We start from the raw sequence: 25,495 nt of genomic DNA on the forward strand, positions 1-25,495 counted from the left end.
TCACTCCAAATAAAAAGCTTTCTTGAAGAAAGAACATAATCAAGGTGAAATTGTGATTAACGAAATCAAAAAAGACGCTCAAGAGCGCATGGTAAAAAGTGTTGATGCACTAAAAAACAGCCTGCAAAAGATTCGTACAGGCCGTGCGCACCCGAGCCTACTTTCTGGTCTTACTGTTGAGTACTACGGTGCTCCAACGCCTTTGACTCAAGTAGCTAACGTTATCGCTGAAGATGCACGTACACTAGCTATTACAGTGTTTGATAAAACGCTGACTCCTCTAGTTGAAAAAGCAATCCTGACATCTGACCTAGGCCTAAACCCTATGTCTGCGGGTACAGTTATCCGTGTTCCACTTCCACCGCTAACGGAAGAGCGTCGTAAAGACCTAGTTAAAATCGTTCGTGGCGAAGCTGAAGGTGGCCGTGTTGCTATCCGTAACATCCGTCGTGACGCGAATGGCGATCTAAAAGCACTTCTTAAAGATAAAGAAATCTCTGAAGATGAAGATCGTAAAGCACAAGACGAAATTCAAAAGCTAACTGACGCTGCGGTTAAGAACGTAGACGAAGTTCTAGCTGTTAAAGAAAAAGAGTTGATGGAAGTTTAATTTTCCATATTCTTTTCTTTCCGGAAAAACGCTGTACTCACGGTGCAGCGTTTTTTTATGCTACTCTGTTCGACTATTAGAATTTGATTCACTCTTTTATGCATAATTCTCAAGCGTTCACAGACTCTCTTCCTAAACACATTGCTATCATTATGGATGGTAATGGTCGCTGGGCAAAAGCTCAGGGCAAGCCTCGCGTCTTTGGCCATAAAAACGGTGTTCAAGCCGTTCGTAAAACTATCTCTTCTGCAGCCAGACTTGGCATTAAAGCCGTTACTCTTTTTGCATTTAGTAGCGAAAACTGGCGTCGTCCTGAAGAAGAAGTCGGTATCTTGATGGAACTGTTTATTTCAGTGCTGTCGAGTGAAGTTAAAAAGCTTCATAAAAATAATCTACAACTTCGTGTTATTGGTGATAAAAGTCGTTTCAATGATCGACTACAAAAGAAGATAGAAGAAGCGGAAGCTTTGACTAGCACCAATACGGGTATGGTTATTAATATTGCAGCTAACTACGGCGGTAAGTGGGATATTCAGCAAGCAATGACCTCTATTGCTCAACAGGTAAAGTCTGGTGATATTAATGTAGATGACATTGATGAAGCTATGATTACACAGCACCTGACAATGGCAGATATTCCTGAAGTCGATCTACTTATCCGTACCAGTGGCGAATGCCGCATTAGTAATTTTATGCTTTGGCAGTTGGCTTACGCCGAAATGTATTTCACTGAACAATTCTGGCCAGACTTTAATGAAGACAGCTTAGTAGAAGCTGTGACTTGGTTTGTTAACCGTGAGCGTCGTTTTGGATGCACCGGTGAGCAAATTAAAGCTCTGATGGACAGTTAATAAGGATTTTTTGGTTTGAAACAACGAATTATTACGGCGTTGATTTTAGCTCCCCTAGTTATTCTAGGTATTTTCGAGTTATCACTTCCTACATTTATTCTTTCACTAGCGGTAATCTCGCTATTGGGTTTTTGGGAGTGGACTCAGTTTGTTGAAAGCAAATCGCGTTATTTAGCGTTGATTCCAACGGTTGTGGTAAGTGCTGCAAGTTTTGCTTTTATCCCTTTTGATGCATTTAGCCTTAATAACTTGTCTACTGCTCACTACGCCATTCTAACGATTGGCTCGATTTGGTGGGTAATCGCGAGTGGCATGGCGGTGACTTATCCTAAGTCTATGCCTGCATGGAAAGACTCTTCTCTTCTTCGTCACGCCTTTGGTGTGCTGACTCTGCTGCCATTCTTCTGGAGTGTGGTTATCCTGCGTGCTAACGGTATCGATGCTGATCCTTACCACGGTGCTAAACTGGTGATGTTTGTTTGCTTGCTTGTTTGGGCTGCAGATAGCGGCGCATACTTTTCAGGAAAGAGTGTTGGTAAGCGTAAAATGGCACCAGCGGTAAGCCCTAATAAGACGATTGAAGGTCTTATCGGTGGCATTATTACTGCGGTGATCGTGGCTTGGATCTTTGCTGACTTGTTTGACATCCAATTCACAAGCCCACTTCACATGATTGTTATTACCCTTGTGACCGTTGTTATTTCTGTTCTAGGTGACCTTGTTGAAAGCATGTTTAAGCGTGTTTCTGGGGTGAAAGACAGCAGTAATCTGATTCCTGGTCATGGTGGTATACTAGATAGAATAGATAGCTTAACGGCTGCATTCCCTGTCTTTGCTCTGCTTTATTTAGCATTCTAATAAAAAAGGGCAGTGATTCTGCCCTTTATTACATTTCTACGGTCATATGTGATGCGAAATCTAACTATCCTTGGCGCTACCGGCTCAATTGGTGCAAGTACACTAAAAGTCGTTGAGCAAAACCCAGATCTCTATTCGGTCGTGGCACTGGCTGCAGGCTCGAATGTTGAAAAGATGCTGGCGTTAGTTGAAAAGTGGCAACCAAGCTATGTTGCTATGGCTTGCTCTGATGCAGCGTCTCAACTGACTGAAGTGTTGTCCGTGAGTTCCCCTAACGTAAAAGTACTTTCAGGCACTGAAGGCATGTGTCAGGTTGCTTCTCTAGAGGAAGTGGACACGGTAATGGCCGCGATTGTTGGTGCCGCTGGTTTACTTCCTACTATGTCTGCGGTTAAAGCGGGCAAGCGTATCTTGCTTGCAAACAAAGAAGCTTTGGTGATGTCTGGGCAGTTGTTTATCGACGCCGTGGAAAAATACGGTGCAGAGCTGCTTCCTGTCGATAGCGAGCATAATGCTATTTTCCAATGCCTTCCGCAGAACGTACAAACTAACCTAGGCCGCTGTAACCTTGAAGAAAACGGCATTAACCATATTCTTCTGACTGGTTCTGGTGGTCCTTTCCGTTATACCGATGTGGCTGAACTCGAATCAGTGACTCCTGAACGCGCAATTGCACACCCTAACTGGTCTATGGGGCCTAAGATCTCTGTCGATTCTGCGACTATGATGAATAAAGGGCTAGAGTACATTGAAGCGAAATGGCTATTTAATGCTTCTCAGGAGCAGTTAAAGGTCATCATTCACCCGCAGTCTGTGATTCACTCGATGGTTCAGTACAAGGATGGCTCTGTGCTTGCTCAAATGGGCGAACCAGATATGGCAACGCCAATCGCTTTGACGATGTCTTACCCTAATCGTACCGAGGCGGGTGTTAAGCCTTTAGACTTTACTAAAGTGGGTGAGCTTACCTTCTTAGAACCAGATTTCAGTCGTTACCCGTGTTTGAGGTTAGCGATTGAAGCGTGCTACTTAGGTCAGCATGCGACAACAGCCATTAATGCAGCAAACGAGATCGCGGTCGATGCTTTCTTGAACAATCAGGTGAAGTTTACCGATATTGCTGTCATTAACGAACACGTTATGAGCAAAGTATGTGAACAACATAACTCTGAGGGTTTAGATAGCTTGGAAAGCCTTCTCGAGCTCGATAATATGTCTCGTCAAATAGCCATTCAATTTATTAAAGAGCAGCTAGCATGAGTGGAATTCTGTGGAACTTCGCATCTTTTATCGTAGCGCTTGGCATTCTGGTTGCTGTTCATGAGTTTGGACACTTCTGGGTCGCTCGTCGTTGTGGTGTGAAAGTTGAAAAATTCTCGATTGGTTTTGGTAAATCAATCTGGAGTAAAGTGGGCCGTGATGGTACTGAATACAGCTTGTCAGTGATTCCACTGGGCGGCTACGTTAAGATGCTCGATGGTCGTGTTGACGATCTTTCTGAAGATCAACAGCAATACGCTTTCGACAAGAAGCCGCTTTGGAAACGAACGGCGATTGTGGGTGCAGGCCCTGCATTCAACTTTATCTTTGCGGTGTTCGCGTATTGGTTAGTATTTTTGATTGGCGTACCCGCGGTTAAGCCCGTGATTGGTGAAGTCACTCCACAATCTATTGCTGCACAAGCCGGAATTGAAACTGGAATGGAACTTAAATCTATTTCAGGAATCAAAACCGCAGATTGGGAATCAGTCAATATGGGGTTGATATCGCACATTGGTGATCAATCCATGACAGTGACGGTTGCTTCTCAAGACGACATCGGCTTTGAGCAACAAATGACATTGGATATTTCAGACTGGTCGTTCAACCCAGAAACTGAATCTGCAATGACAACGCTGGGCTTTAGGCCGTATTCTCCAGAGATATCGACCGTACTGGCTCAAATCATTGATGATGGCGCTGCATACGATGCAGGTCTTGAAGCTGGCGATAAAATTGTTGAGATTAACGGGCAACCTATTGAACAGTGGCAGTCGGTTGTTGAGTTAATTCGTGCTAATCCAATGACATCATTGGACTTGGTCGTATTGCGAAATGGTGCCGAGCAGTCATTGGTTATGACACCAAAAAGTCGAGAGCTTTCTGATGGTTCGACAATCGGCTATGCAGGTATTGCTCCGGAAGTCGCAGAATGGCCAGAAGATTATCGCTTTGAGTTACAATTTGGTGTAATTGAGTCTGTAGGAAAAGCATTTGATAAAACAGGTCAAATCATTGGATTGACACTGACAATGCTTAAGAAGCTCATCGTTGGTGATGTTGGCTTAAACAACTTGAGTGGCCCTATTTCAATCGCTAAAGGTGCAGGTACAACCGCCGATTATGGTCTGGTTTACTTCTTGGGCTTTTTGGCTCTGATTAGTGTTAACTTAGGGATTATTAATTTGGTTCCGCTGCCTATGCTTGATGGCGGACATTTGCTGTTTTTCGCTATTGAGGCCGTTACTCGTAAACCGGTACCTGAGAAAGTTCAGGAAATGGGATACAGAGTGGGAGGGGCAATCCTCTTCTCATTGATGGCTCTGGCAATATTTAACGATTTTACTCGTCTGTGAATGGTTTCTCACAGGCATTGGTAGTAGCAAGGAATAATTAGAATAAGTATGGCGATTAAGCAAATTCTGTTCGCAAGTCTATTGGCCACTAGTGTGGCTGCGAACGGAGCACAAAACTTTGTAGTTCAAGATATCAAGATCGAAGGTTTACAGCGTGTTGCACTTGGTGCAGCTCTACTGAAAATGCCAGTACGTATTGGCGATGAAGTGGATGAAAGCGATGTGTCTGAGATCATTCGTGCATTGTATGCTTCGGGCAACTTTGAGGACGTTAAAGTACTTCGTGATGAAGGTGTATTGATTGTTCAAGTTCAAGAACGACCGACCATCGCAAGCATCTCATTCTCTGGTAATAAAGCGATTAAAGAAGAACAGCTTCAGCAGAACCTAGATGCGTCTGGTGTTCGTGAAGGTGAAGCCCTTGACCGTACTACGCTGAGTAACATTGAAAAAGGCCTTGAAGATTTTTACTACAGTGTTGGTAAGTACAACGCGACAGTAAAAGCGGTTGTGACACCTCTGCCACGTAACCGTTCTGACCTTAAGTTTGTGTTTACTGAGGGCGTATCCGCTAAGATTCAGCAAATCAACTTTATCGGTAATGAAGTCTTCTCTGACTCTGAACTGCTTAGTCGTTTCAATCTGAATGTTGATGTTGCATGGTGGAATTTCCTTGCGGATGAAAAATACCAAAAGCAAGTATTAGCCGGTGATATCGAAGCGCTGAAATCTTACTACCTTGACCGTGGTTACCTTAAGTTTAAGGTTGACTCTACGCAGGTGGCGATCTCTCCAGACAAAAAAGGTGTTTACATCACGCTTGGCCTCGATGAAGGCGAAGCCTACACCGTTAAAGATGTCTCTTTCCGTGGTGAATTAATCGGTCGTGAGGCTGACTTCGAAGCGTTAGTGCCATTCGAAGACGGCGATACGTACAACGGTTCTTCGGTAACGTCTTTGGAAGAGAACGTAAAACGAATTCTTGGTGAATCTGGCTACGCGTACCCACAAGTTCGCACGATTCCTGAATTTGACGATGAGACCAAAGAAGTGTCGTTGGTTATCAATGTAGAAGCGGGCAGCCGTATCTATGTTCGTGATATTCGATTCACGGGTAACAACTCAACGAAAGACGAAGTACTGCGTCGTGAAATGCGTCAAATGGAAGGCAGCTGGCTTAACTCTAAGTCCATTGATACCGGTAAGAGCCGTCTTAACCGTTTAGGTTTCTTTGAAACGGTTGATGTACAAACAGTGCGTGTTCCTGGCAGTGAAGACCAAGTTGATTTGGTTTACAACGTTAAGGAAGCGAACTCAGGCAGTATCAACTTTGGTGTTGGCTACGGTACTGAATCAGGTGTTAGTTTCCAAGTTGGTTTGCAACAAGATAACTTTGCAGGTTCAGGTAACCGTGTTGGCGTAAGTGCCATGATGAATGATTACCAAAAGAACGTGAGCTTAGACTACCGTGACCCATACTGGAACCTTGATGGTGTGAGCTTAGGCGGTAAGATCTTCTACAACGAATTTGAAGCCTCTGAAGCGGGCATCGTCGACTATACCAACCAAAGTTACGGTACCAGCCTAACATGGGGTTTCCCTATGGATGAGCTGAACCGTATCGAGTTTGGTGTGGGCTATACGCACAACAAGATCGGTAACGTACCGACTTATATCCAAGTTGAACAGTTCGCGAGAAGTATCGACCAATACGGTGACGAGCACATCTTAACCGATGACTTCGATATCAATATCTCTTGGACGCGTAACAATTTGAACCGTGGTTTCTTCCCAACTGAGGGTAACCACCAACGTGCTTTCGCTAAAATGACGGTACCAGGCTCTGATGCTCAGTACTTCAAAATGCAGTACGATGTAAAACATTACATCCCGCTGACTAAAAAGCATGAGTTCACACTATTGATGCGTGGCCGATTAGGCTATGGTAATGGTTATGGTCAAACAGATGGTAACGATAACTTGTTCCCATTCTACGAGAACTACTACGCAGGTGGTTTTACAACCCTACGTGGCTTTGGTTCTAACTCAGCTGGCCCGAAAGCCGTTTACGGAAGCAGCACAGGTAACAACCCAACCTATGATACCGCTACTGATGATTCAGTAGGTGGTAACGCGGTTGCTTTGGCAAGCTTAGAGTTAATTGTACCAACACCGTTTGCTTCTGATGAAGCGCGCAGCCAGATTCGTACCAGTGTCTTCTTCGACATGGCAAGTGTGTGGGACACAGAGTTCGTAGACCGTGGTGCACCGAATAGTGGTGGCCAGTACTACTACGATTACTCTGATCCAACAAATTACCGTTCATCTTATGGTGCAGCCCTTCAATGGATGTCACCGATGGGCCCACTGGTTTTCTCTCTAGCGAAACCAATTAAAGTTTACGAAGGTGATGATGAGGAATTCTTCACATTCACCATTGGTAGAACTTTCTAATATTTAAAGGACAATATTTTGAAAAATATGATTAAAGCAGCAGGTTTAGGCCTTGTAGTTCTTAGCTCTTCTTTCTTTGCAACAGCTGCTGAAGCTACGCAAAAAGTGGGTTATGTAAACACTGCACAAGTATTCCAGGCTCTACCTCAGCGTGAAGTTGTTCTTCAAAAAATGCAGGAAGAGTTCAAAGACAAAGCAGCTGAGCTACAGAGCATTCAAGCTGAAGCTAAAACGAAGATTGAAAAGCTTAAGCGTGATGGCGAGCTACTAGGTCCTGACGAAGTTGAGAAGCTACGTATCGAAGTAGGCCAACTAGACAGCAAGTACAAAATCAAAGCTCAAGCACTAGAAAAAGCAAGCCAACGTCGTGAAGCACAAGAGAAGCAGAAGCTATTCAAAGTGATTCAAGATGCTGTAACGAAAGTTGCAGAGAAAGAAGGCTACGACATGATCGTTGATATTCAAGCTCTGCAATACGGCAAGCCAGAATACAACATCTCTGAGAAAGTAATTAAAGCACTGAAATAAGTTTTATGAAGAACCTGACTTTAGCCGAATTGGCAACGATTACTGGGGGAGAGCTACACGGAGACGGTACGATTACCGTTTCAGCAGTCGCTCCGATGGATAAAGCGCAAGAAGGTAACATTACGTTCCTTTCTAACGTGAAGTACAGCAAGCACCTAGGTGACTGTAAAGCGTCCGCTATTATGGTTAAAGAGAGTGAGCGTCAACTGTGCAAGACTAACGTGATTGTGGTTAATGACCCTTATGTTGCTTTTGCTAAAGTTGCTCAAGCGCTTGATACTACTCCTGCTCCCGCAGCGGCTATTGCTGATTCTGCTTCAATCTCTAGCGAAGCAACCATTGGACAAAATGTGTCTATTGGTGCCAACGCAGTGATTGAGTCTGGTGTAGTACTTAGTGACGATGTGATCATCGGTGCTGGTTGCTTTATTGGTAAAAATACAAAAATTGGCACAGGCACAAAGCTGTGGGCTAACGTAAGTGTTTACCATGAAGTTGTGATTGGTGAAGGATGTCTGATCCAATCAAGTACTGTTATTGGCTCTGATGGCTTTGGCTATGCGAACGAGAAAGGTGAGTGGGTTAAGATCCCGCAAGTGGGTTCTGTTCGCATTGGTAACCGCGTAGAGATCGGTGCGTGTACCACGATCGACCGTGGTGCGTTAGATGACACGGTTATTGAAGACAACGTTATCATCGATAATCAAATGCAAATCGCACACAATGTTCACATCGGATATGGTTCTGCTCTTGCGGGTGGTACTATCATCGCAGGCAGCACGACGATAGGTAAGTACTGTATTATTGGTGGCGGCAGTGTGATTAATGGTCACATTGAAATCGTTGATGGCGTTACAATCACCGGTATGGGGATGGTAATGCGCAGCATCACTGAGAAAGGCATGTACTCTTCAGGTATTCCTTTACAGCCAAATAAAGATTGGCGTAAAACAGCAACGCGTGTTCATCGAATTGATGAAATGAACAAGCGTTTGAAAACCGTTGAAAAACTTATCGAGAAGAGCGCGGAATCATAATTCCAGCATTTCTAATAAAAGGCTCGCGTACAGCGAGTCTTTTTCGTTTATAATCCTTCTAATTAAATAAAGAATATATATAGGAATACGACTTTGACTACTGAACAGACAACGATGAACATTACTGAAATTCAGGAACTATTACCTCATCGCTACCCATTCTTAATGGTTGATCGTGTGACTAGCTTTGAAAAAGAAAAAACACTGACTGCGATTAAGAATGTCTCTGTTAACGAACCTCAGTTCACAGGCCACTTCCCACAACTTCCTGTATTCCCAGGCGTGTTGATCTTAGAAGCAATGGCACAAGCAACAGGCCTTCTAGCATTTAAATCTTTTGGTGCGCCTTCTGGCAACGAGCTTTACTACTTTGCAAGTGTTGATAAAGCAAAATTCCGTAAGCCAGTAGTACCTGGTGACCAACTGGTTATCGAAGTTGAATTCTTAAAAGAACGTCGTGGTATTGCATCGTTCAACGGTGTTGCTAAGGTTGACGGCGTAGTTGTATGTTCAGCTGAACTTAAATGTGCTCGTAGAGAGTTTTAATATGATTCATGAAACAGCGAAAATTCACCCGGCAGCAGTAATCGAAGGTGATGTAACTATCGGTGCTAACGTGACGGTTGGGCCTTTCACTTACATTGCTGGTAACGTGACCATTGGAGACGACACTGAAGTGATGTCGCACGTTGTGATCAAAGGTCACACAACCATTGGTAAAGAAAACCGTATCTTCCCACACGCTGTTATCGGTGAAGAAAACCAAGATAAGAAATACGGCGGCGAAGACACAACAGTTGTGATCGGTGATCGCAACGTAATTCGTGAAGCGGTTCAAATCCATCGTGGTACGGTTCAAGACAAAGCAACCACAGTGATTGGTGATGACAACTTACTTTGTGTTAATGCTCACGTAGCGCACGATGTTATTGTTGGTAACCACACTCACATTGGTAACAACGCTATTCTTGGCGGTCATGTAACGGTTGGCGACTACGCTGGTGTTATGGCACTTTCTGCGATTCACCCATTCTGCTCAATTGGTGCTTACGCATACATTGGTGGCTGTTCTGCAGTTGTTCAAGATGTACTGCCGTACGTGCTTGCACAGGGTAACCACGCGGCTCCATTCGGCCTTAACCTAGTAGGCTTGAAGCGTAACGGATTTGAGAAACCTGAAATTCGTGCACTACAGAAAGCGTACAAAGAGCTATACCGTTCAGGTAAAACACTTGAAGAAGCGAAAGCGGCTTTAGTGGAAATGGCAAAAGAGTTTACTTCGGTAGTTCCTATGCTTGAAATGCTAGAGAACTCTGAGCGCGGTATTATTCGTTAATACTCGATGTGGTTATGTACCAATCCGCGTAAGTATGACAATAATTACTTAATCAGATTGGTATAACAAAAAGATCGCTAATCATTAGGCGATCTTTTTTGTTTTAGGCAAGAAGGGAATTGGAAAACTATGGCACAGCAAGAAACAGCAACCAACAGCACGGACTTTGTTTCGAATGAACCACTGCGCGTAGGTATCGTTGTCGGAGAACTCTCTGGTGACACGCTTGGCGAAGGTTTTATCAAAGCAATCAAATCGCAGTACCCGAACGCTGAATTCGTGGGTATTGGCGGACCAAAAATGAAGGCGCTTGGTTGTGAGTCTCTTTTCGAGATGGAAGAGCTGGCTGTCATGGGCTTAGTTGAAGTACTTGGCCGTTTACCTCGCTTATTAAAAGTGAAAGCAGAGCTGGTAAAGTATTTCACTCAAAACCCGCCAGATGTGTTTGTGGGTATCGATGCGCCTGACTTCAACCTAAGACTTGAACTCGATCTTAAGAACGCCGGCATTAAAACGGTTCATTACGTGAGCCCTTCCGTGTGGGCTTGGCGTCCTAAACGTATCTTTAAAATCGACAAAGCAACCGACTTGGTTTTGGCCTTCCTGCCATTTGAGAAAGCGTTTTATGATAAATACAACGTTGCCTGTGAGTTTGTTGGTCACACGTTGGCAGACGCGATTCCTTTAGAGCCTAGTAAACAAGATGCTCGAGAGCTGTTAGGTCTTGATCAAGACAAGCAGTGGTTAGCCGTATTACCGGGTAGTCGTGGTGGTGAGATGGGTTTGATTGCTCAGCCATTTATCGAAACTTGCCAACGTATCAAGCAGAAGTATCCGGATATCAATTTTGTTGTTGCGCTCGTTAACGAGCAGCGTAAAAAGCAGTTTACTGAAATCTGGCAATCGACCGCACCTGAGCTTGAATTCACGTTAGTCGAAGATACGGCAACCAACGTGATTACCGCCGCTGATTCTGTGCTCTTGGCTTCAGGTACCGTGGCTCTTGAATGTATGTTGCTTAAACGCCCTATGGTGGTTGGTTACAAAGTAAATAAGCTGACGGGTTACATTGTTAAGAAGTTGGCGATCACTGAGTTTGTGTCACTGCCGAATATTTTGGCTGGTGAAGAGATCGTGAAAGAGCATATTCTTGAAGAGTGCCACCCAGACTTTTTGTTCCCGTCTGTCGATAAAATGCTATCAGCCGATAACAGTGCCTTGATCAAACGCTTTACCGAGATGCATCACTGGATCCGCAAAGACGCAGACAAACAAGCCGCTAACGCAGTATTGAAATTGATTGACCGACCTTTTGTTGAAGCATAAAGCGCTTATTTACAGAACATTAAGAGATTAGTTATGGCAGTAAAAGAAAAAAAAGAGCTTCCTCCATTTGAATACCCGCAAGGTTACCAGCTGTTTGCTGGCGTGGATGAAGTAGGGCGTGGCCCTTTGGTTGGCGACGTGGTGACCGCTGCGGTTATCCTTGATCCAAACAACCCAATCGAAGGCTTGAACGACTCAAAGAAATTGTCTGAGAAAAAGCGTCTTGCGTTACTTCCTGAAATCAAAGAGAAAGCTTTGGCGTGGTCTGTCGGTCGTTGTTCTCCACAAGAAATTGATGAGTTGAATATTCTGCAAGCGACGATGGTTGCTATGCAGCGAGCTATCGCGGGGTTGAGCGTTCAACCTGATATGGCGTTGATAGATGGAAACCGAGTCCCAGAACTGCCGATGGATGGTCTTGCGATTGTGAAGGGGGACTTGCGAGTGGCTGAAATCAGTGCGGCGTCTATTATCGCAAAAGTCGTTCGTGACCAAGAGATGGAAGATCTTGATAAACTTCATCCAGAGTTTGGTTTTGCTAAGCATAAAGGTTACCCGACCAAAGCGCATTTCGAAGCGATTGAAAAACATGGTGTAACCGAGCATTACCGAAAGAGCTTTAAGCCAGTAAAACGTATTCTTGGCATAGACTAGAGCTTTACGTTAACTAGAGCTTAGCATCGAATAAAGTTGCTAACTTGTATTAGAAAAAAATAGAATACATACAGTTGTAATCCTAGGCTCAAACCTAGAACTCAGGAAAAATAATGTCAGATCCAAAATTTGTTCACCTACGCGTACACAGTGACTTTTCGATGGTGGATGGCCTATCCAAGGTGCCACCATTAGTTAAAAAAGTCGCTGAAATGGGTATGCCTGCTCTAGCATTGACCGACTTTACCAACCTGTGTGGTTTGGTGAAGTTTTACGGTACTGCCCATGGGTGTGGGGTTAAACCTATTATTGGTGCTGACTTCTTGATGCAGTCTCCGGAATTCGGTGACGAGTTGACCAAGCTCACCGTTATCGCAACGGACAATAAAGGTTATAACAACCTAACGTTACTCATCTCAAAAGCCTACCTTCGTGGTCATGTTCAGCATCAGCCTGTTATTGATAAAGAGTGGCTAATTGAGAATGCAGAAGGCCTGATCATTCTATCGGGTGCGAAGGAAGGTGAGATCGGTAAAGCGTTACTGAAAGGTAACCGTGAACTGGTTGCAAGCAATGTCAAGTTTTACAAAACATACTTCCCTGATCGTTTTTACCTTGAGCTGATTCGTACCGGACGTCCGGATGAAGAGTCTTACCTGCACTTTGCGTTGGAACTGGCTGAGCAGGAAGACTTGCCTGTTGTTGCAACCAACGAAGTAGTATTCCTAACTGAAGACCTGTTTGATGCCCATGAAATCCGCGTGGCAATTCATGATGGTTTCACTATGGTCGATCCTCGTCGTCCTAAAAATTACAGCGCGCAACAGTATCTTCGTAGCGAAGAAGAGATGTGCGAGTTGTTCTCCGATATCCCTGAAGCACTTGAGAACAGTGTTGAGATTGCTAAGCGTTGTAATGTAACGGTTCGTCTGGGCGAGTACTTCCTGCCTAACTTCCCAACGGAAGGTTTGGCGATTGAAGACTTCTTGATCAAGAAATCTGAAGAAGGCCTTGAGCGACGTCTAGCGTTCCTATTCCCAGATGAAAAAGTGCGTGCTGAGCGCAGACCGGAATACGATGAGCGACTCAAGATTGAGCTCGAAGTTGTTAACAACATGGGTTTCCCAGGTTACTTCTTGATCGTAATGGAGTTCATCCAGTGGTCAAAAGACAACGATGTGCCAGTAGGTCCTGGCCGTGGTTCTGGTGCAGGTTCATTGGTGGCGTACGCGTTGGATATCACCGATCTTGATCCACTTGAATACGATCTACTGTTCGAACGTTTCTTGAACCCAGAACGTGTCTCGATGCCCGATTTTGATATCGACTTCTGTATGGATAAGCGTGACCAAGTTATTGATCACGTGGCTGAAATGTACGGTCGTGATGCCGTTTCTCAGATCATCACCTTTGGTACCATGGCGGCAAAAGCGGTAATCCGCGATGTAGGCCGTGTATTGGGCCACCCGTTTGGTTTCGTCGATCGAATTTCAAAGCTTGTACCGCCAGATCCGGGTATGACGCTAGAGAAAGCATTCCTTGCTGAACCTGCATTGCCAGAGCTTTACGATGGCGATGAAGAAGTTCGTGAGCTGATCGATAAGTGTCGCATCCTTGAAGGTTGTACGCGAAATGCCGGTAAGCACGCGGGCGGTGTTGTTATCTCACCCACCACGATCACCGATTTTGCGCCAATCTATGCCGATGCAGAAGGTAACTTCCCAGTAACGCAATTCGATAAGAATGACGTTGAAACCGCCGGTTTGGTTAAGTTCGACTTCTTGGGGCTGCGTACCCTGACCATCATCGATTGGGCGTTAGGCCTTGTAAACCCTCGCCTGAAGAAAGAAGGCAAAGAGCCGGTTCGTATCGAGTCGATTCCTCTTGATGACCAAGCGTCATTTAACCTATTACAAAATTCTGAAACCACCGCGGTATTCCAGCTGGAATCGCGTGGTATGAAAGACCTTATCAAACGTCTACAGCCCGACTGTTTTGAAGATATTATCGCATTGGTAGCCCTGTTCCGTCCGGGTCCTCTGCAATCAGGCATGGTAGATAACTTTATCGACCGTAAACACGGCCGTGAAGCGGTTTCTTACCCTGATGAAACGTGGCAACACGAATCGCTGAAAGAGACGCTAGAACCTACGTACGGCATCATCCTGTATCAAGAGCAGGTAATGCAAATCGCACAGATCCTTGCTGGCTATACGCTTGGTGGAGCGGATATGTTGCGTCGTGCGATGGGTAAGAAAAAGCCAGAAGAGATGGCAAAGCAGCGTGGTACCTTTAAAGAGGGGGCTGAAGCCAATGGTGTTGATGGCGAGCTGGCCATGAAGATCTTTGACTTGGTAGAGAAATTTGCGGGCTACGGCTTTAACAAATCTCACTCGGCCGCATACGCACTGGTTTCTTATCAAACGCTATGGCTGAAAACGCACTACCCAGCGGAATTTATGGCTGCGGTAATGACAGCGGATATGGATAACACCGAGAAGGTTATCGGCCTTGTTGATGAATGTTTCCGTATGAAGCTCAAGCTTTTACCACCAGATATCAACTCAGGTTTATACCGTTTCAATGTGGATGAAGATGGCGCGATTGTTTATGGCATCGGTGCGATCAAAGGGGTCGGTGAAGGCCCTATTGAAGCGATCATTGAAGCGCGAAATAAAGGCGGTTACTTTAAAGACTTATTCGACTTCTGTGCACGCCTTGATCTGAAGAAGGTCAACAAACGTGTTATCGAAAAGTTGATTCTATCCGGAGCCTTAGATAGATTAGGTCCTCACCGAGCGGCAATGATGGCATCTTTGAAAGATGCGGTGAAGGCGGCGAGTCAACATCATCATGCCGAGTCTTTTGGTCAATCTGATATGTTTGGCGTGTTGACCGACGCTCCGGAAGAGGTTGAACACAAGTATACCCAAGTGCCTAAATGGCCTGAGAAGGTTTGGCTTGAAGGTGAACGTGAAACGCTTGGTTTGTATTTAACGGGTCACCCGGTTAACGCTTACATCAAAGAGTTAGCGAAATACACTAGCTGTCGTTTGAAAGATGCCACGCCAACGCGTCGTGACCAATCACTAACAATTGCAGGCTTGGTGATTGCTGCGAGAGTGATGACGACGAAGCGCGGCACGCGAATTGGTTTGATGACACTTGATGACCGTTCGGGCCGAATGGAAGTGATGTTGTTCTCGGATGCGCTCGATCGCTACGCAGAATTGCTCGAAAAAGACAAAATTGTGGTCGTTTCCGGACAGGTCAGCTTTGATGATTTCAATGGCGGGCTTAAAATGTCCGCGCGCGAGGTCATGGACTTAGGAAGCGCCCGTGAGAAATATGCTCGTGGGGTGTCGATATCTATCGACCAATCCCAAATTAACGGTCAATTTTTTGAACGCTTTAGTCAAATCTTAGAACCTTATAGAGCCGGAACGGTCCCAGTCAATGTATACTACCAGCGTGCCGACGCTAGAGCGCGGTTAACATTGGGCACAGAATGGCGCGTGACGCCAAGTGATACATTACTAGACGAATTAAAACAGCTGCTTGGAAATAGCCAAGTAGAACTCGAATTTAACTAAAATTTAGCTTCGCGAATGCGGAGCTGAATCAACAAGGATTCATAGATGAGCCTGAACTTTCTAGAATTTGAAAAGCCTATCGCTGAACTTGAAGCAAAAATCGAAGCGCTACGTGACGTTTCGCGTCACGGTGGTGACACAGCGGTAGATCTAGACAAAGAAATCGAACAACTAGAGAAAAAAAGCTTAGAGCTTAAACAGAAAATCTTTAGTGACTTAGGTGCATGGCAGGTAGCTCAACTTGCTCGTCACCCTCAACGTCCTTACACCAAAGATTACCTGGAGCATGCATTCACAGAGTTTGAAGAGATGGCGGGCGATCGCGCTTACGCTGACGACAAAGCTATTGTGGGTGGTATGGCTCGTCTAAATGGCCGTCCTGTTATGGTTATTGGTCACCAGAAAGGTCGTGAGACTAAAGAGAAAGTGATCCGTAACTTTGGTATGCCAAAGCCAGAAGGTTACCGTAAGGCGCTACGTCTAATGGAAACTGCTGAGCGTTTCAACATGCCTATTATTACTTTCATCGACACAGCGGGCGCATACCCAGGTGTTGGTGCTGAAGAGCGTGGTCAATCTGAAGCTATCGCTAAAAACCTAAAAGTGATGGCTGGCCTTTCAGTTCCTGTTATCTGTAACGTTGTGGGTGAAGGCGGTTCTGGTGGTGCACTAGCGATTGGTGTTGGTGACTACGTGAACATGCTTCAGTACTCTACGTACTCAGTAATCTCTCCAGAAGGTTGTGCTTCAATCTTATGGCGCGATTCAGATAAAGCACCACAAGCAGCTGAAGCGATGGGCCTGATTGCTCCTCGTCTTAAAGAGCTTGAGCTTATCGACGAAATCATTCCTGAGCCTCTAGGTGGCGCGCACCGCGACCCTGCACAAACCGCTCAAAACATGAAAGACATGTTAGTTAAACAGCTAGAAGAGCTAGAGCAGTTTGATAACGAAACGCTGCTTGAGCGTCGTTACCAGCGTCTAATGAGCTACGGCTACTGCTGATAACTTGCCTTAGCGATAAGGCTAGCTATACGAACAAATGATGAAAGGGTTGGACTCAGTGCCAACCCTTTTTTATTATTAAAACATTATCCCTTAAAACACGATCTCTTGGTTTATTAGCCTCATGACACACTTAATTGATACCTTCACATCTGTACTTGATCAAAGCGCGCTTAAGCCTTGTCGGTTGATCGTCGCTTTCAGTGGTGGTGTCGATTCACGAGTGTTGTTGGAGTTGGCTGCCCAATTCGCTAAGTCCCATCACATCGATTGCTGTGCGGTACATGTTCACCACGGCTTAAGCAACAATGCTGATTATTGGGCAGAGCAGTGCAAAACATGGTGTGATGCTTTGTCGGTATCCTTGTTCATTGAACGAGTCTCGCTAGATATTAGCCGTGGAGAAAGCGTTGAAAAGCTGGCTCGAGACGCGCGATACCAAGCCCTTAAAAAGCATATTAGACAAGGTGATGTGTTAGTGACAGGCCAGCACATCGATGACCAAGTCGAGACCTTCTTGTTAGCTCTTAAGCGTGGCAGTGGTCCGAAAGGGCTCTCTTCAATGGCGAAAGTGATGCCATTTTCAGGTGCTCATATCGTTCGCCCACTGCTGTCGGTGACGAGAACGGATATTGAAGTGGCGGCGCGCGATATGGCTTTAACTTGGGTAGAAGATGAGAGTAATCAAGACGTTCGCTTTGACCGTAATTTTATTCGTCATCAAGTCACTCCGACACTGACCGAGCGTTGGCCTAGTTTTCGAGAATCGGTCAGTCGTAGTGCTCAGCTATGTGCAGAGCAAGAGTTACTGTTGGATGAGTTGTTAGAATCTCACTTACAACAAGCTTTGACTGAGAAGCACAGCTTAAGTATTGAGGTATTATCTCAGTACTCTGATTTACTGCGTGCACGCTTATTAAGAATGTGGCTGAGCCGCTGTAATCAACCGATGCCGAGCCAAAAGCAGCTCAAACTTATATGGGATGAGGTGGCATGTGCTCAGGCGGACGCCAATCCTAAGTTAGTGTTGAATGAGGTTGAGGTTAGACGTTTTAATCATCAGCTCTATGTCGTCAAAGAGACCAAAGACTTGTCGAACTGGCAAAGCGATATCTCGATGGAAGAGAGCTTAGTTCTGCCTGATGGTTTAGGGGAGCTAAACTTAACTTCAGCGGCGAGTGATGGTGTGTCTAACCACCGTGATGTGCAACGTTTACGTTTTAGTCTCAACACAGCGAGCAGAACATTGCGAGTGATCTTTAACCCTGAGGGATTGTCAGCACACCCTGTTGGGCGCGGTCATAGCAGGAAGCTGAAGAAGTTGTTTCAAGAGTACCAAGTACCCAGTTGGTTAAGACGCAGAACGCCGATATTAATGGATGGCGATCGAGTGATCGCTGTTTTAGGCTTATTCGTAGATAAAAACTACGAAGGTCAAGATTGTGAAGCGCTTTGGAGCAAGTAGAAAAAGTTTATGTCACAATTCACCGTCACTTTAATAAAAATAATTAATGGAATATGCAATGAAGAAAATTACACTAGGATTAGTTCTTGGATTTGGACTATTGAGTGGTAACGCTCTGGCGGCTGATGTTGCTGCGGGTCAAGCTAAAGCAGCAATCTGTGCGGCATGTCATGGTGCAGACGGTATCGCAGTGATCCCTGGCTATCCAAACCTTAAAGGTCAAAACGAGCAATACATCGCTTCATCAATTAACGCATATAAGAACGGCCAGCGTACCGGCGGTTTGGCCGCTGTAATGCAGGCTCAAGCTTCAATGCTGAATGATGCAGATATTGCTAATCTAGCCGCTTACTACGCAAGCCTTAAGTAAAACCTTCTTAAAGCGCTGATTAAACAAGATGATAAATTTCGAGCCAGAGCTTTAAAGCTCTGGCTTTTTTCATTGAATGTTTACTATAGCTAACCGATAATGAGCCATTCGCACAGTTTAAGGGATGAACATGAAAAAGATTGAAGCCATTATCAAGCCATTCAAACTTGATGATGTACGTGAAGCACTTGCAGAAGTGGGTATTACGGGTATGACAGTATCTGAAGTGAAAGGCTTTGGACGTCAGAAAGGTCATACTGAGCTATACCGCGGCGCAGAGTACATGGTCGACTTTTTACCTAAAGTGAAATTGGAAATTGTTGTGACCGACGAAGTGGCTGACCAATGTGTTGATACCATCATCGAGACGGCTCAAACAGGTAAAATTGGTGACGGTAAGATCTTCATTACTGAAGTTGAACGTGTGGTACGTATTCGTACTGGCGAAGAAGACGAAGACGCCGTATAAAAAAACTATTACCCTAAAAGGAGCGTTTATCGCTCCTTTTTCATCTCTGGTAGGGTGCTGTATGTTTAAGAAAACCATCATTGTTATCACGTTATTGATAACGCTTGCTGTCGTTAGTTTTCATTTTATCTTCGTGATCCCGAATAAACCCAACCTGATCATTTCCTCTCAAAGTACCAGTAACGACATCTACAGTTGCTACCAAAACTCTGCACCGAAAGCGATTGATGTGTCTGATGGCTTAGACATTACGGTGTGGAATATCTACAAGCAAAACCGCAGTAATTGGCAGAGTGAGTTAAATAAGCTGTCGGCAGGTAGCGATTTAGTCTTGCTGCAAGAAGCTAGTATGACAGGAGGACTTCGCCAATGGGTAATGAGCGGACAGTGGGGAAGCACACGTGTTAATGCGTTTGAGGCCTTTGATCAAAGTGCTGGGGTACTCAACCTAGCAACCCATTTACCGATTGAAGCGTGTGCTTATACTCATGAAGAACCTTGGCTTCAACTGCCTAAATCGGCGCTTTGGTCGCGTTACCAACTAAACAATGGCGAAGAGCTGGCTGTGATTAATATCCACGCTGTGAACTTTACCTTTGGTACGGAAGATTACGAGGCTCAGCTCAAGAGCTTAACTGACAATCTGCAAAAGTATCGTGGGCCGGTTATTTTTGCTGGGGACTTTAATAGCTGGAGTGAAGCTCGCTTTGCTGTATTGAAAGATGCGTTGGAGAAGGTTGGTTTGACGGAAGTTGCCTTTGAGCCAGATAACAGAACTCAGTTCATTACAGGACTGGTGCTCGACCATGTGTTCTATCGAGGGCTAGAGGTAGAAAAAGCAAAAGCGCCCATTACGGACGCTTCTGATCATAATCCTATGCGAGTGACCTTTAAGGCTAAATAGTGATTAGCTATTAGTCATTGGAACTTAACCATTCGCACGGTGGTTACCTTGGGAAATCTAACGGAACAATAGGCTAGAGAGTCTTCGCTAGCCTTATCTCTTCTACTTAAAAGATTAAAATGTAGAGCGCCCAGATTAGGTAGTAGCCAACCCATGGTAAGCCTGAAATCACAAGCGCTTGCCCGCGTTCAAACTCAGTCCACGTTAATACCGCAGCATAACCTAGCACGATGTACCATGGCAGAAGTAGTGGTAATGAGCTAGCAAACTGTGACCAATCATTAGTTAGCGGTAACTTGATCAAGCCATTTAAGCTGTTCAAGTCGGCAGCGTAGTTCATCACATGTCCATGCTTGAGTATCAGGCTTGCGTAGCTTGCTACATCACCTAAAACAGCTGGGAATATAACAACCGATGCCGCTGCAAACCATCGCCAAAAGCTGTGCTGATGTTGGCTTGGCTTGGTTGCTAGGTTAAACCAGAATGCCAATAGAACGATGGTTAATGTTCGGCCAAATACGTCGCTGATGATTTCACTTGCGAGTAAGGTATTGCTGTCAAGTAACGCCAATTGGTCAGGGTTCGTTTGAGCCAGTTGCTGCGAGAGCTCTGCACTTAACCATGCAAAATCTACATTCGAAAAATAAGCACCCCAAAACAAAAATGGGCTGAGCATTAATACGACGTAGGGTTGCCATCCCCAAGCACTTCGTTGATAAAGCGCTAAGAAACAAGCTGTTGGCGAACGGAATATATCCAACAGCATGACGAGTGGGTTACTTGACGGGTTCATACACTTACCTTAGTTACATCAACATACAGCTTCAGTTTTTGTCCTGGCTGTAGGTATTTTTTGTTCTGCAAAGTGTTCCATTTTACAACATCTGTACTTTTTACTTTGAACTTTGATGCAATACCGCTGACTGTGTCACCTGATCTTACGTTATAAAAGATCGTACGAATGATGGCGCCGTCTGAGCCGTTCTTCCAAATGACCAGTTCTTGACCAACTCTAAGCGTGTCGCGTGGTCCCATGCCATTCCACTTAGCCAGTGATTGATGAGAGACCTTATTTGCGCGTGCAATCGTCCATAGGCTGTCACCACTTCTTACAGTATGGCTGAGCTTATATTGACCACGACTCTTCGACTGTGTGCTTGCTAGGCGGTTTGAGGCGCTTAGGGCGTATGTCTTGTCGTCTTTGGTGGATGTTGGGATAAGTAAGTGCTGGCCAATACGAATATTGTTGTTGCTCAAACCGTTTGCAGAGCGGATCACTTTGCTGGTGGTGTTATATTTGCTTGCCAGTACGCTAATGCTGTCACCAGATTGAACCTTGTAACGCACCAACTTCATGCCTTTGCCTTTATTGGCAGCGACTTCTTTGTTGAATTTCTCAACTGAATCTAAAGGAAGTAATAGTTGTTGGTGTTTCTCTGGTGCCGTTGCCCATTGGTTGTAAGCCGGGTTGTAACCTTGAAGTTCTTTGACAGGAATGCCTGCGTAGTTCGCAGCAATGGCTAAATCAAGCTGTTCTTCAGGGTTAACCAGAGTCAGCACTGGCTTATTCGGGATCGCCGGAATATCGATGCCATACTTTTCTTGGTTGGCAATGACATCTGCTAGAGCAAGCAGTTTAGGTACATAGCTGCTGGTCTCTTTTGGTAAGTCCAAAGAGAAAAAGTCGATTGGCTTGCCAAGCTTCTTGTTCTTGCGGATTGCGCTGTTTACTCGACCACCACCACTGTTATAGGCAGCAATCGCATGATTCCAGTCGCCATCGAAACGTCGGTTAAGATCTGAGAGGAAGTCCAATGCGGCGTCGGTAGAGGCGGCAACATCGCGGCGGCCGTCATACCAAAAGTTCTGTTCAAGCCCGTAGTCTTTGCCAGTGCCTGAAATGAATTGCCATAGACCAGCAGCACTGCCATGAGAGTAGGCAAACGCATCGAAAGAGCTTTCTACAACGGGTAGTAGTGCCAATTCTAGTGGTAAGCCTTTTTCTTCAATCTTAGTCGTGATCAGATACAAGAAAGGTTCAGCACGCTTTGATACTGTTTTTAGATGACTCGGGTGCTTGAGATACCAAGTTCGGTAGTAGTCGACCTTCTTTTGGTCTGGCACTTCCATTTCAAGTTGCATCGCAATGCGTTTCCAAACATCTTCTTGTGTTTGTGGAGTAACGACTGGAGCTTCAACTTTTGGTTCTTCTTTGGTCGCTTCTGATGAAACGTTCGCTTGAGAAACTTCTTTAGTAGGAGATGTGTTGGTTTGCTCGGAAGCTTGGTCTGGATTCTCTGACTGAGTTAATTGGCAACCAGAAAGTAGTAATACCAAAGCCCAGCTGTACTTAACTCGCATGTTACAGCCTTTTTAATAAACGGCCGATGATAATACTTGCCACCCCCTATGAGTGACAAGTCTGTATTTGTTAAAATTCGTTCTTCCACGCACGTAAAGCGGTGAATACTGATAGAGGATCGGTCTGCTCTGTACGATTAGATACTGATTTGACTACACTTGGTTCGGTGTAACGCAGGAAGGGGTTCACAAACTTCTCTTGTCTCAAATTTGTGGGGATGGTCGACTTATTTTGAGCGCGAAGTCGGTTCACTTGGTCGCGATATTGCTGCAAATGTTGGTTATCAGGCTCTACGGCTAATGCGAAAGCGATATTGGCTGCAGTGTACTCATGTGCACAATAAACTTCGGTTTCTTGAGGCAGAGCCGTGATCTTATTCAGTGCATCGAACATCTGTTGTGGTGTGCCTTCCATGATTCGGCCACAGCCCGCAGAGAACAACACATCACCACAAAACAGTTTGGCATCGCCCACATAACCAATATGACCCGCAGTATGGCCACTGAGCCCTAGGACGAGGAATACTTCGCCAAACAGTTCTAATTGATCACCATCATCGACCGGATGAGTTAAGGTAGGGATAGGTTCATTCCTTGGACCGACAACATCCACGCCGGGAAATTGTCTAACGAGTTCTGGAACACCACCAATGTGATCGTGGTGGTGGTGTGTAATCAAGATTGCATCTAAAGTTAGCTCATGGTGTGCCAAGTACTCTAATACTGGAGCCGCATCACCAGGGTCGACGACAGCACAACGGCGATCGCTATTTTGAATCAGCCAGATGTAATTGTCGTTAAATGCAGGTATGCTTTTGATATGTAACATTATTGGTTCTCCAGTCACTATTAGTGCGACAGAATAAGTGAGACAGATTATTGATGAAGCCAGCACGTAGCAGAAAGAAGTTTGAACGTCCTTACACTTGGGCGCAATTGCACAATGGGGACTGGTTGAGAGAATCTATTCAAACTCGACTCGATGAGTGGTGCCCAAAGCTATTTGGTTACCATATGCTCAAGCTCGGTGGCCTCAGTAGTGAGATTTCTAGCTGCACATGCAACATTCAACATCAAGTAAACCTAGATATCCAGAACCCATTACATAATGTGATAGCGGATGGCTATAATTTACCCTTTTTGGAGAAAAGCTTTGATGTTGTAGTACTGAGTCATCAGCTAGATTATAGCAATGACCCGCATCGCTTATTGAGAGAAGTCGATCGAGTGATGATGGACGATGGCTATATCATTATCACGGGCTTCAACCCAATCAGTGTCACTGGGCTTGCCAGTTTGATGCCTTGGCGAAAGAACAGCTTGCCTTGGAGTGGGCGTATGTACACGCCAAGTCGAATTAAAGACTGGTTAGGTGTACTTAACTATGAAGTAATTCATTGTGACACCTACGCGCTGTTTCCGATGAGTAAGTATCAAGCGATGTGGACGTGGTTGGAGAACAGCTTAGGTGGTTGTGCATCCTTCGCCGGAAGCCAATACTTTATTGTTGCTCGTAAGCGTACTTACCCGCTAAAACCCATCAAACCACATTGGCACCTTAAGCGACGTTTCTCGCCTGTTGGGGCAAGTTTTAGAACCAATACGCGCCGTACAATGGATTCAGCCAAAGCGTCATATGCGCTAAAAACAGAAAAAGCCGATTAGTTGTCGGCTTTTCATCTATCAATTCGATTGAGAAATTGTCAATTAGTTTAAGAAATTATAAATCGCTTTCTGAAATGTGCGTCTAATTAAAAAGACGATTAGCTTGGTTGATAGCCCGTATCTTCTAGAGTCGGATTCTCCGCTGCATTTCGCGCTAAATCATCACACATTTCGTTTTCTCTGTGTCCCGCGTGTCCTTTTACCCAGCGCCAATCAACGCTATGGCGAGCGGTTTCTTTATCGAGCCTTTGCCACAGATCGGCATTTTTAACCGGTTTCTTGTCGGCTGTTTTCCAGTCACGCTTTTTCCAGTTATGAATCCACTGTGTGATGCCTTGACGCACGTATTGGCTATCTGTGGTCAGAATCACAGAGCAAGGTTCTTTGAGGGCTTGGAGAGCAACGACAGCGGCGAGCATTTCCATACGGTTATTGGTTGTTAGCGTGAAACCTTCTGCTAGCGTCTTCTCGACTTTTTTGTAGCGAAGTACGATGCCATAGCCGCCGGGACCAGGGTTGCCTAAACAAGAACCATCAGTGAAAATTTCAACTTGTTTCGTCATGATTTGATACTATTACCTCAAGCACATTATCGGCATAGTCTGACACAGTTATCCTTATGAATACCAGTAGCACTCCAGAACAAAGCACGAACGAAAAAAACAGTTCGAACGAAAATAAGCGCATTGTTGTACTCGATACCGAAACCACCGGTATGAATACAGAAGGTGGCCCTCACTATATGGGTCACCGCATCGTTGAAATTGGTGCAGTAGAGATCATCAACCGTAGGCTGACCGGGCGTCATTTCCACGTCTACATCAAGCCCGATCGTGCGATTCAAGAAGAGGCGATTGGCGTTCACGGTATTACCGATGAATTCTTGATTGATAAGCCTGAATACCAAGACATTCATAAAGAGTTTCTCGACTTTATCAAAGGTGCGGAGCTGGTGGCTCATAACGCGCCCTTCGATACGGGCTTCATGGACTATGAGTTTGAGAAGCTCAACCCAGCGATAGGTAAAACGGATGACTACTGTAAAGTTACCGATACCTTGGCAATGGCGAAGAAGATATTCCCAGGTAAAAGAAACAACCTAGATATCTTATGTGACCGTTACGGTATCGATAACTCGCACCGTACTCTCCACGGCGCATTGCTCGATGCGGAGATCCTAGCCGACGTCTACTTATTGATGACGGGTGGTCAAACTTCGCTGCAATTTAACGCTGGTCAACAGGAAGGCGAAGCCGAAAGCATACGAAGAGTACAAAGTGGTCGAAAATCCCTAAAGGTTTTACGAGCTACGGCCGATGAAGTAGAAGCGCATCAAAGTCGTTTAGATCTCGTCGAGAAAAGCGGAAGCTGCCTCTGGCGTCAGTAGGGAGAAA

Annotated in this window: 24 protein-coding genes; 20 read left to right on the top strand and 4 right to left on the bottom strand. The window is 45.1% G+C overall.

The features are described 5' to 3' along the window. Positions 1-52: 52 nt before the first annotated feature. The 18 genes from frr (at position 53) to AB4375_RS14700 (ending at position 20,075) form a co-directional block, all read left to right on the top strand. Entirely contained in the window at positions 53-610 is a 558-nt protein-coding gene (gene frr, locus AB4375_RS14615) for a ribosome recycling factor (RefSeq protein WP_017060741.1), read from the top strand. Between the two features lie 98 nt (positions 611-708). Next, positions 709-1,461, top strand: coding sequence for an isoprenyl transferase (locus AB4375_RS14620; RefSeq protein ID WP_017063364.1), 753 nt, complete (start codon positions 709-711; stop codon positions 1,459-1,461). A 15-nt stretch (positions 1,462-1,476) separates the two neighbouring features. Then, positions 1,477-2,319, top strand: coding sequence for a phosphatidate cytidylyltransferase (locus AB4375_RS14625; RefSeq protein ID WP_017069385.1), 843 nt, complete (start codon positions 1,477-1,479; stop codon positions 2,317-2,319). Positions 2,320-2,370: 51 nt separating this feature from the next. Next, complete coding sequence (gene ispC, locus AB4375_RS14630) at positions 2,371-3,579, top strand: 1-deoxy-D-xylulose-5-phosphate reductoisomerase (protein WP_372051864.1); 1,209 nt, start codon at positions 2,371-2,373, stop codon at positions 3,577-3,579. Then, positions 3,576-4,934, top strand: coding sequence for a sigma E protease regulator RseP (gene rseP, locus AB4375_RS14635; protein ID WP_017060736.1), 1,359 nt, complete (start codon positions 3,576-3,578; stop codon positions 4,932-4,934). Before ispC ends, rseP begins: the two co-directional genes overlap by 4 nt. Positions 4,935-4,982: 48 nt before the next feature. Beyond that, the gene (gene bamA / locus AB4375_RS14640; RefSeq protein ID WP_017069384.1) at positions 4,983-7,388 is read left to right on the top strand and encodes an outer membrane protein assembly factor BamA; all 2,406 of its coding nucleotides are present in this window, start codon (positions 4,983-4,985) and stop codon (positions 7,386-7,388) included. A gap of 27 nt (positions 7,389-7,415) precedes the next feature. Then, positions 7,416-7,916, top strand: a complete 501-nt coding sequence (locus AB4375_RS14645) for an OmpH family outer membrane protein (protein WP_017069383.1) — start codon at positions 7,416-7,418, stop codon at positions 7,914-7,916. Between the two features lie 5 nt (positions 7,917-7,921). Next, positions 7,922-8,953 (top strand): UDP-3-O-(3-hydroxymyristoyl)glucosamine N-acyltransferase, encoded by a 1,032-nt coding sequence (lpxD, locus tag AB4375_RS14650; protein ID WP_017069382.1) that lies wholly within the window; start codon positions 7,922-7,924, stop codon positions 8,951-8,953. 93 nt (positions 8,954-9,046) lie between these two features. Beyond that, the gene (gene fabZ / locus AB4375_RS14655; protein WP_009847408.1) at positions 9,047-9,499 is read left to right on the top strand and encodes a 3-hydroxyacyl-ACP dehydratase FabZ; all 453 of its coding nucleotides are present in this window, start codon (positions 9,047-9,049) and stop codon (positions 9,497-9,499) included. Between the two features lies 1 nt (position 9,500). Further along, on the top strand, positions 9,501-10,289 hold the full coding sequence (gene lpxA, locus AB4375_RS14660; RefSeq protein ID WP_017069381.1) for an acyl-ACP--UDP-N-acetylglucosamine O-acyltransferase: 789 nt from the start codon (positions 9,501-9,503) through the stop codon (positions 10,287-10,289). A gap of 129 nt (positions 10,290-10,418) precedes the next feature. Beyond that, a complete protein-coding gene (gene lpxB / locus AB4375_RS14665) occupies positions 10,419-11,615 on the top strand; it encodes a lipid-A-disaccharide synthase (RefSeq protein ID WP_017072280.1) in 1,197 nt (398 codons plus the stop codon). A gap of 33 nt (positions 11,616-11,648) precedes the next feature. Continuing rightward, on the top strand, positions 11,649-12,269 hold the full coding sequence (gene rnhB / locus AB4375_RS14670; protein WP_017063371.1) for a ribonuclease HII: 621 nt from the start codon (positions 11,649-11,651) through the stop codon (positions 12,267-12,269). Positions 12,270-12,382: 113 nt separating this feature from the next. Continuing rightward, entirely contained in the window at positions 12,383-15,862 is a 3,480-nt protein-coding gene (dnaE, locus tag AB4375_RS14675) for a DNA polymerase III subunit alpha (RefSeq protein WP_017063372.1), read from the top strand. 45 nt (positions 15,863-15,907) lie between these two features. Continuing rightward, positions 15,908-16,867 (top strand): acetyl-CoA carboxylase carboxyl transferase subunit alpha, encoded by a 960-nt coding sequence (gene accA / locus AB4375_RS14680; protein ID WP_017060731.1) that lies wholly within the window; start codon positions 15,908-15,910, stop codon positions 16,865-16,867. Between the two features lie 124 nt (positions 16,868-16,991). Continuing rightward, on the top strand, positions 16,992-18,332 hold the full coding sequence (tilS, locus tag AB4375_RS14685; RefSeq protein ID WP_017069377.1) for a tRNA lysidine(34) synthetase TilS: 1,341 nt from the start codon (positions 16,992-16,994) through the stop codon (positions 18,330-18,332). Positions 18,333-18,390: 58 nt separating this feature from the next. Then, positions 18,391-18,702 (top strand): cytochrome c, encoded by a 312-nt coding sequence (locus tag AB4375_RS14690; protein WP_372051867.1) that lies wholly within the window; start codon positions 18,391-18,393, stop codon positions 18,700-18,702. Between the two features lie 130 nt (positions 18,703-18,832). Continuing rightward, positions 18,833-19,171 carry a nitrogen regulatory protein P-II gene (gene glnB, locus AB4375_RS14695; protein WP_017063373.1) on the top strand — a complete coding sequence of 113 codons (339 nt, stop codon included), beginning with the start codon at positions 18,833-18,835 and terminating at the stop codon, positions 19,169-19,171. A gap of 61 nt (positions 19,172-19,232) precedes the next feature. Beyond that, a complete protein-coding gene (locus AB4375_RS14700) occupies positions 19,233-20,075 on the top strand; it encodes an endonuclease/exonuclease/phosphatase family protein (protein ID WP_372051869.1) in 843 nt (280 codons plus the stop codon). Positions 20,076-20,181: 106 nt separating this feature from the next. On the opposite strand, the gene AB4375_RS14705 is transcribed toward AB4375_RS14700, so the two are convergent. The 3 genes from AB4375_RS14705 to gloB all read right to left on the bottom strand — a co-directional run bounded on the left by AB4375_RS14705 (position 20,182) and on the right by gloB (position 23,265). Then, positions 20,182-20,868 carry a YIP1 family protein gene (locus AB4375_RS14705; RefSeq protein ID WP_017060727.1) on the bottom strand — a complete coding sequence of 229 codons (687 nt, stop codon included), beginning with the start codon at positions 20,866-20,868 and terminating at the stop codon, positions 20,182-20,184. Next, positions 20,865-22,436 (bottom strand): LysM peptidoglycan-binding domain-containing protein, encoded by a 1,572-nt coding sequence (locus AB4375_RS14710; protein WP_372051870.1) that lies wholly within the window; start codon positions 22,434-22,436, stop codon positions 20,865-20,867. The genes AB4375_RS14705 and AB4375_RS14710 overlap by 4 nt, the downstream gene beginning before the upstream one ends. Positions 22,437-22,506: 70 nt before the next feature. Then, positions 22,507-23,265 (bottom strand): hydroxyacylglutathione hydrolase, encoded by a 759-nt coding sequence (gene gloB / locus AB4375_RS14715; protein WP_017060725.1) that lies wholly within the window; start codon positions 23,263-23,265, stop codon positions 22,507-22,509. 53 nt (positions 23,266-23,318) lie between these two features. Between gloB and AB4375_RS14720 the strand changes: the two genes are divergently transcribed. After that, positions 23,319-24,101, top strand: a complete 783-nt coding sequence (locus tag AB4375_RS14720; protein ID WP_372051871.1) for a class I SAM-dependent methyltransferase — start codon at positions 23,319-23,321, stop codon at positions 24,099-24,101. 98 nt (positions 24,102-24,199) lie between these two features. Here AB4375_RS14720 and rnhA read toward each other — a convergent pair whose 3' ends face one another. After that, the gene (gene rnhA, locus AB4375_RS14725; protein ID WP_017060723.1) at positions 24,200-24,664 is read right to left on the bottom strand and encodes a ribonuclease HI; all 465 of its coding nucleotides are present in this window, start codon (positions 24,662-24,664) and stop codon (positions 24,200-24,202) included. A 56-nt stretch (positions 24,665-24,720) separates the two neighbouring features. On the opposite strand from rnhA, the gene dnaQ reads away from it, so the two are divergent. Further along, complete coding sequence (gene dnaQ, locus AB4375_RS14730; RefSeq protein WP_372051873.1) at positions 24,721-25,488, top strand: DNA polymerase III subunit epsilon; 768 nt, start codon at positions 24,721-24,723, stop codon at positions 25,486-25,488. Positions 25,489-25,495: the final 7 nt, after the last annotated feature.

Origin of the sequence: Vibrio sp. 10N.261.51.C6, from assembly GCF_041471785.1 — a bacterium.
In the GTDB taxonomy this organism is placed as follows: Bacteria; Pseudomonadota; Gammaproteobacteria; order Enterobacterales; family Vibrionaceae; genus Vibrio; species Vibrio crassostreae_C.

Bases quoted from the DNA above. Each gene is read 5' to 3' on its own strand.
- AB4375_RS14620 (WP_017063364.1), top strand. From the start codon at position 709: ATGCATAATTCTCAAGCGTTCACAGACTCTCTTCCTAAACACATTGCT.
- ispC (WP_372051864.1), top strand. From the start codon at position 2,371: ATGCGAAATCTAACTATCCTTGGCGCTACCGGCTCAATTGGTGCAAGT.
- rseP (WP_017060736.1), top strand. From the start codon at position 3,576: ATGAGTGGAATTCTGTGGAACTTCGCATCTTTTATCGTAGCGCTTGGC.
- bamA (WP_017069384.1), top strand. From the start codon at position 4,983: ATGGCGATTAAGCAAATTCTGTTCGCAAGTCTATTGGCCACTAGTGTG.
- AB4375_RS14645 (WP_017069383.1), top strand. From the start codon at position 7,416: ATGATTAAAGCAGCAGGTTTAGGCCTTGTAGTTCTTAGCTCTTCTTTC.
- lpxD (WP_017069382.1), top strand. From the start codon at position 7,922: ATGAAGAACCTGACTTTAGCCGAATTGGCAACGATTACTGGGGGAGAG.
- lpxA (WP_017069381.1), top strand. From the start codon at position 9,501: ATGATTCATGAAACAGCGAAAATTCACCCGGCAGCAGTAATCGAAGGT.
- lpxB (WP_017072280.1), top strand. From the start codon at position 10,419: ATGGCACAGCAAGAAACAGCAACCAACAGCACGGACTTTGTTTCGAAT.
- rnhB (WP_017063371.1), top strand. From the start codon at position 11,649: ATGGCAGTAAAAGAAAAAAAAGAGCTTCCTCCATTTGAATACCCGCAA.
- dnaE (WP_017063372.1), top strand. From the start codon at position 12,383: ATGTCAGATCCAAAATTTGTTCACCTACGCGTACACAGTGACTTTTCG.
- accA (WP_017060731.1), top strand. From the start codon at position 15,908: ATGAGCCTGAACTTTCTAGAATTTGAAAAGCCTATCGCTGAACTTGAA.
- tilS (WP_017069377.1), top strand. From the start codon at position 16,992: ATGACACACTTAATTGATACCTTCACATCTGTACTTGATCAAAGCGCG.
- AB4375_RS14690 (WP_372051867.1), top strand. From the start codon at position 18,391: ATGAAGAAAATTACACTAGGATTAGTTCTTGGATTTGGACTATTGAGT.
- glnB (WP_017063373.1), top strand. From the start codon at position 18,833: ATGAAAAAGATTGAAGCCATTATCAAGCCATTCAAACTTGATGATGTA.
- AB4375_RS14700 (WP_372051869.1), top strand. From the start codon at position 19,233: ATGTTTAAGAAAACCATCATTGTTATCACGTTATTGATAACGCTTGCT.
- AB4375_RS14705 (WP_017060727.1), bottom strand. From the start codon at position 20,868: ATGAACCCGTCAAGTAACCCACTCGTCATGCTGTTGGATATATTCCGT.
- AB4375_RS14710 (WP_372051870.1), bottom strand. From the start codon at position 22,436: ATGCGAGTTAAGTACAGCTGGGCTTTGGTATTACTACTTTCTGGTTGC.
- gloB (WP_017060725.1), bottom strand. From the start codon at position 23,265: ATGTTACATATCAAAAGCATACCTGCATTTAACGACAATTACATCTGG.
- AB4375_RS14720 (WP_372051871.1), top strand. From the start codon at position 23,319: ATGAAGCCAGCACGTAGCAGAAAGAAGTTTGAACGTCCTTACACTTGG.
- rnhA (WP_017060723.1), bottom strand. From the start codon at position 24,664: ATGACGAAACAAGTTGAAATTTTCACTGATGGTTCTTGTTTAGGCAAC.
- dnaQ (WP_372051873.1), top strand. From the start codon at position 24,721: ATGAATACCAGTAGCACTCCAGAACAAAGCACGAACGAAAAAAACAGT.